The 6,484-nt window shown below is 39.6% G+C and carries 5 protein-coding genes; all 5 read left to right on the top strand.

Annotated features, from left to right (window positions below):
- Positions 1-1,102 precede the first annotated feature (1,102 nt).
- The 5 genes from SLH51_RS24175 to SLH51_RS24155 all read left to right on the top strand — a co-directional run bounded on the left by SLH51_RS24175 (position 1,103) and on the right by SLH51_RS24155 (position 5,926).
- Complete coding sequence (locus SLH51_RS24175; protein WP_335964142.1) at positions 1,103-1,654, top strand: DUF2179 domain-containing protein; 552 nt, start codon at positions 1,103-1,105, stop codon at positions 1,652-1,654.
- A gap of 333 nt (positions 1,655-1,987) precedes the next feature.
- Entirely contained in the window at positions 1,988-2,866 is an 879-nt protein-coding gene (locus tag SLH51_RS24170; protein WP_335964140.1) for a DUF6282 family protein, read from the top strand.
- A gap of 29 nt (positions 2,867-2,895) precedes the next feature.
- Entirely contained in the window at positions 2,896-4,302 is a 1,407-nt protein-coding gene (locus SLH51_RS24165; RefSeq protein WP_335964138.1) for an FAD-binding oxidoreductase, read from the top strand.
- Entirely contained in the window at positions 4,299-5,645 is a 1,347-nt protein-coding gene (locus SLH51_RS24160) for a (Fe-S)-binding protein (protein ID WP_335964136.1), read from the top strand. Before SLH51_RS24165 ends, SLH51_RS24160 begins: the two co-directional genes overlap by 4 nt.
- Before the next feature lie 17 nt (positions 5,646-5,662).
- Positions 5,663-5,926 (top strand): nitrilase-related carbon-nitrogen hydrolase, encoded by a 264-nt coding sequence (locus tag SLH51_RS24155; protein WP_335964135.1) that lies wholly within the window; start codon positions 5,663-5,665, stop codon positions 5,924-5,926.
- Positions 5,927-6,484: the final 558 nt, after the last annotated feature.

Below are 6,484 nucleotides of genomic sequence, written 5' to 3'. Positions count from 1 at the left end.
CGAATGAGCCGATGGTTACATCGTGAATAAACTTCTCTGAAAAACATCGTGTCCCCCTGTGAGACGAGCACGTTTCTGTTCGTAAAACTTCGTGAATCAACTTCCAAGAAAAGGCATCAAGTCCGACTTCCCCGTAGAAGAGAAATGGCGAGCCAGGACGTTGCCAGGCTCCACCGCACAAGGTAAGGAGGAAGGGAGAACTGCATGAAGAGAAAGCAATTCTTGAAGGGGCAACATCTTCTTCGAATGAGCCGATGGTTACATCGTGAATAAACTTCTCTGAAAAACATCGTGTCCCCCTGTGAGACGAGCACGTTTCTGTTCGTAAAACTTCGTGAATCAACTTCCAAGAAAAGGCATCAAGTCCGACTTCCCCGTAGAAGAGAAATGGCGAGCCAGGACGTTGCCAGGCTCCACCGCACAAGGTAAGGAGGAAGGGAGAACTGCATGAAGAGAAAGCAATTCTTGAAGGGGCAACATCTTCTTCGAATGAGCCGATGGTCACATCGTGAATAAGCTTCCCTGAAATACATCATGTCCCCCTGTGAGACGAGCGCGTTTCTCTTCGTAAAACATCAAGAATCCCCTTCAATGAAAAAGCATCAAGTCAAGCTTCCCCGTAGAAGAGAAATGGCGAGCCAGGACGTTGCCAGGCAGATAAAAGACAACCCAATAGGGTTGTCTTTTTTAGTGTGCATAAATATCACGCTCAAGGCGATGAAGAGCTCTGGTGCGATGGTGCCGCCGTGAATAAGTTTCTCGGGCACTACATGTCCCTTGTAAAACCTTAAAGGAGATAAATAGTTGTTTTGTTGTGAAAGAATATTAATATAACTTTTACATTTTTATAAAAGTTTGTCCTACTCTGTGCTACAGCGAAAGTAAGATTTTTTTAGAAACTATGTTATAGGAATACTGTTAATCTTAGATGATTTTCAGATATTTTTTACTAGCGGAAATAAAGTCGCTTTGTAGAGAAAGGCTTTATAAAATATCTATATCGATATTTAAAATAAGTACTAAATCTCAACTAAGAAAATTATATTTAAGCAAAGTCTAATTTTCTTGGTGTGAGTAACGAAACCAAGTGGAAGGGGGAAGTTTGAAGGAGACACTATTAATTTTATTACTTCAGCTGATCTATGTCCCCCTTCTTACCCTCAGAACGATTTTTCTAGTTAAAGGTTTGAGTGTTATTGCATCACAGCTTGCTGTGCTAGAAGGTTTGATCTACGTATTTGGCTTATCAATTGTTTTATCTGGAGAATCATCTACGTTAGCTATGATTGTCTATGCAGTTGGGTTTGGTATAGGTATTTTGCTAGGTGCTTATGTAGAAAGAAAGTTAGCAATTGGCTATACATCGTTAATTGTTAATTTAGAAAGAAAAAATGAAGAATTGATTTCATTCTTAAGAAATGAAGGGTTTGGAGTTACTGTCTTTGAAGGGGAAGGTAAAGATAGTAAGCGCTATCAACTTGAGCTGTTAACAAAAAGAAGTCGAGAAGATGAACTGATCCTATTAATAGAAGAATGTGAACCGAAAGCTTTTATTATTTCCTATGAACCGAGAAGATTTAAAGGTGGTTTCCTTTTGAAAGCAATGAAGAGGAATAAGAGAAAGAAGGTAAATGAAAAGAGCACTAAAACGTGAAGCAGGGTTGTAAAATTGTGAGTCTACTTGGTAACGAGTAGGCTTCTACTTTTACTAAAGAGTTGGTTATTTCATAATCACCTGTACGTTTGCAGATGTAAGCGTGCTTTTTCTTGTTTACTTTTGATCAAATGGTCAGGTATCTATCTCAATCAAATTGTAAAAAAATTAGTTTGAGAACGTAAAATTTTTTTACAAATACTTGGTATCTCCATCTGTTTTTTGAGAATGAAATCTGTCACTTGTTACAGTTTGAATGAGGATTTCAGTGAGTGGCACAGTTCTTGCAAGACTATTAATAAACCATTTTGTAATTAAAGGGGAGTTTCAACTATGACCACTGAATTTCATCCGTTACTAAAGGGAGCTATTGAGCTGCATGTTCACAGTGCACCAAGTTTATTTCCAAGAAGACAAACGGATTGGGAGTTAATTGAAGATGCAAAGAAAGCTCAAATGGCAGGTCTCGTATTAAAGGCTCATGAAGCTCAAACAGTCGACAGAGCTACATTGATTCGTGGAAAAGAACCGGGTCTGCATGTATATGGTGGGTTAGTATGTAATCATTTTACAGGTGGACTTTCTCCTGCGACGGTGGATACAGCGATTCGTTTAGGGGCTAAAGTAATTTGGATGCCAACATTCTCTGCAGAGCAGCATCAACGTTACTTTGGAAAAAAGGAGACAAAGTTTTTTAATAGTGAGAAAAACCTTGCTCACACGTATGGACTTGAAATTTGGGATGAGAATAAAAAGATTCTACCAGAAGTTCACGAAATTCTTGAGTTGATTGCTGAAGCAAATGTGGTTCTTGCAACGGGCCATTTAGCACCAGCAGAGGTTGAGGTATTAGTTGATGCAGCGATTGAACATAAAGTAGAGAAAATCTTAATCCAACATACTGATCTGGGAATTGCCCGTGTTCCTCATCAGTTGGAAAGAGAACTTGTCAAAAAAGGGTGCATTCTTGAGAAATGCTATTTAGCTTGCAGTGATGATTTTAATGATATTAAAAAAGGGGATATGGCAGAGTCGATAAAAGTATTAGGAGCTGATTCCTGTGTTATGGTCACAGATTATGGCCAGAGTCACAATATCCCACCTATTGAAGCGTTAAGTCAATTCATTGATGATATGCTTCACGCGGGTTTAACAGATAAAGAGATTACAAGAATGATTGTCGATAATCCAAAACAGCTATTAGGGCTTTAAAGTAGCATGAGTGATTGGAGTGAACGTCCATGAATCAAGAATTTATTCAAGCAATCTATAACTTTATTCCAGAAACGCGAGTGTTAACAGAGTTAGAAGATCTATATTCCTATAGCTTTGATGCATCATTTGGGGAGTACTTACCGGAACTGGTCATTCAACCAAAAGATCCTGATGAAATTAGTAAAGTGGTGAAATTAGCAAATAAGTATCTTGTGCCGATTTATCCACGTGGTTCAGCGACTTCCTTAAGTGGGGGGCCCTTACCAGTGGAGGGAGGCGTGGTTCTTGATATGTCACGAATGAACAAAAAACTTGTGATTGATAAAGAAAATTTACTGGCGATCGCATCACCTGGTGTGATTACAGCTGATATCCATCTAGCGGCCGAAGAGGTAGGGTTGTTTTATCCACCTGATCCAAGCAGTTCACATGTTTCAACGATTGGGGGAAATCTTCTTGAAAATTCAAGTGGTCCTAAGGGCTTAAAGTATGGGACGACGAAGGAATATGTGATTCGGCTTGAAATCGTTACTCCAAAGGGAGAGATTGTTCGTACTGGTGGGAAAACGGTGAAAAATGTTACAGGATATGACTTAACTAGGCTGATTGTTGGCTCAGAAGGAACGCTTGCGATTGTAACAGAGGTAACCTTAAGGTTAATTCCTAAACCAAAGGCAAGAAAAACACTCCTAGCGACATTTAATCAGCTTGTGGATTCGGGGTATGCGATTACGAAAATTTTAGCAAACGGAATTCTCCCTGCTGCGATGGAGCTGATGGACAATTCGTGTATACGAGCGGTCGAAAACTTTCAACCATGTGGCTTGCCGATCGATGCGGAAGCCTTGATCATCATTGAAGTGGACGGTCATCCATTAGCAATTGATGAAGAAATTCGAGCATGTGAAGAGATTTGTTTTTCTGTTGGCGCTACCTCCGTAAAAGTAGCAAACTCCGACCACGAGCGTGATGAAATCTGGAGAGCGAGAAAAATGGTCTCTCCTGCTATCACAGAACTTGGTCCTACAAAAATTTCTGAGGACGCAACGGTACCAAGAAGTCAGATTCCAGCGATGATGGAACGATTAAAAGAAATTCGTGAAAAATATCAATTAACGCTTGTTGTATTTGGTCATGCCGGTGATGGGAATATGCATCCGAATATTATTACCGACAAACGCAATATCGAGGAAATGAAGAGAGTAGAGGATGCGGTTAGTGAAATATTTGAAGTGGCTGTTGAGTTAGGTGGAACGTTATCGGGTGAACACGGAATTGGCACGTTAAAAGCTCCTTATTTAGAGATGGAGCTAGGAGAAGCTGGCGTTGATTTAATGAAGTCGATTAAAGAAGCGTGGGACCCCAATCATATTTTGAATCCAGGGAAAATCTTCCCTAAACCAGGGGTGAAAAAGGTGGTGCTGACAGAATGAGTACAGTCAAAAAACAAGTAACACTACCAATTGTCGAAGATAAACATGTCAGGCAGCTTCATCAATTATCGTACGAGGAAACGAACCAATGCATTCAATGCGGTTATTGCTTGCCAGCTTGTCCAACGTATAAATCAATGGGAAAAGAATCCGCGTCTCCACGTGGTCGAATCAATCTAGTGAAAATGGCGGCAGAAGGCAAGATTGATATTAAGGAGCATCTCACAGAGCCTATTGATTTATGTTTAGGGTGTAGAGCGTGTGAAGTCGCTTGTCCAGTCAATGTACCGTACGGGCATATTTTAGAGTCGGCAAAAGAAGTCATTGCCACCAAACAAATAGAAGAAAAGTCTAGTAAGCAAGTTCAGCTGAAAAGCTTAGTGTTAACGAAAATATTTCCTTACCCAGCGAGAATGAGAACGATCGGAAACTTAACTTGGGTGTATCAAACACTTGGTGTTAGTAAGTTTGTACAAAAAACAAAAATGCTTGAAAAAATATCTCCAGCTATGGGGCAGCTTGAAAAAGCTCTTCCGCAGCTAGAGGGACCGTTGAAACGAACTAAGTTTGGTCAAGTGATTCAAGCAAAAGGAGAAACCAAAGGGAAAGTTGCTTTTTTTACTGGCTGTCTAATGGATGGACTTATGTATAAAATTAATCGTCAAACCATCGAATTGTTAGCGCTTGCAGGTTGTGAGGTTACGGTTGTTGATAAACAACAATGCTGCGGGGCTCTTCATACGCATCAAGGTATGAAGGATCAAGCAAAGGAACTTGCGAAATCCAATATAACCGCTTTTGAGAATAGTGGGGCTGACTTTTATGTTAATAATGCAGGAGGGTGTGGCGCGATGCTGCATGAATACGATCAATTACTTGCAGATGAGCCCGAGTGGTATGAACGATCCAAGGCATTTGTGACAAAATCAAAGGATATTAGTGAGTTATTAGTTCATTATGGACCTTTGCCTTTTAAAAAAGAGTGGGAAGGGATCATCACGTATCAAGATTCGTGTCATCTTAGAAATGTTCAAGGGATCATTGATCCGCCGCGTGAACTGCTCGCACAGATCCCAGGAGCAACCTATGTTGAGCTTAAGAGCAGTGATCGTTGTTGTGCATCAGGAGGGATCTACAACCTTCTACATTTTGATGAGTCGATGGAAATATTGGATGAGAAAATGAAAGACGTACAGAGGTCACAAGCGAAAACGATTGTTACGACGAACCCAGGGTGTTTGTTGCAAATGAATGTAGGTGTAGAACGAATTGGAGAGGCTGCATCGATTCGAAGTCTCCATCTTGTAGAAGTTTTGGCAGAAGCATGTGGAATAGCAGACTAATTCCAGAGAGGTTTTCTATGAATGAAGAAAAGAAAGCATTTAAAGTTGCTTGTATTCAGTTTAATCCTGTATTAAATAAGCGTAACACTAATATCGAATCATTATTAAAAGTAGTAGAGGAAGCGGCTTGCCATGGAGCAAAGCTGATCGTTACACCAGAAATGGCTACAACAGGCTATTATTATAAGGATCGTGAGGCCATTAGTCCGTTTGTTGATGAAATTCCTGGTCTGACAACATCACGTTTTGGATGTGGGGTTGGTAATCAAACCAATAGTTAGTTGGACACTAATTGCAATTCAAGTAATAGATCTAGCGTCCGGTATTTTAAGACGAGGAAAGTGTACGTGATGGATAGCGACTATTTGTTTTAGTCAAGTATAGAACCGCTGATTATGTACTTTTAGATACTTAAATAAGTTAATTATATAATATCCCTGTGAGCTGTATTATCTGCAACCCGCCAGCGAGAAGACATGCGTGACAGCTTCTACAGAATTTAGATGATGTAATTAATATGTTGCTAATGGTTATATGTTATGTTAAATTATTAAATCTAGCCGTAAAAAACATTTTTAAAATATCTATTGCGCAGAATTTTTGTGTGTGATATAATATTAATTGTCGCAGTTAACGACTGTTTGTTTCATAACAACTCACGGAAATGTCTTTTTAAAAAAGTTGTTGCGTGGAATTGGTTGTTGTGTTATGATAGTGAATGTCGCTAACGAGTGACAGATGTTACTGGATAGTAACAACGAAGAGTTCTTTGAAAACTGAACAAAAGCCAAGCGAAATAGAGAAACATGTTTTCTCGTCAATGTTTAGCAATTTAGTAA

Source organism: Halalkalibacter kiskunsagensis (assembly GCF_037027555.1).
Taxonomy (GTDB): domain Bacteria; phylum Bacillota; class Bacilli; order Bacillales; family Bacillaceae_D; genus Halalkalibacter; species Halalkalibacter kiskunsagensis.
Note: the sequence above shows the minus strand (reverse complement) of the source record. Positions and strands in the feature narration are given on the sequence as shown.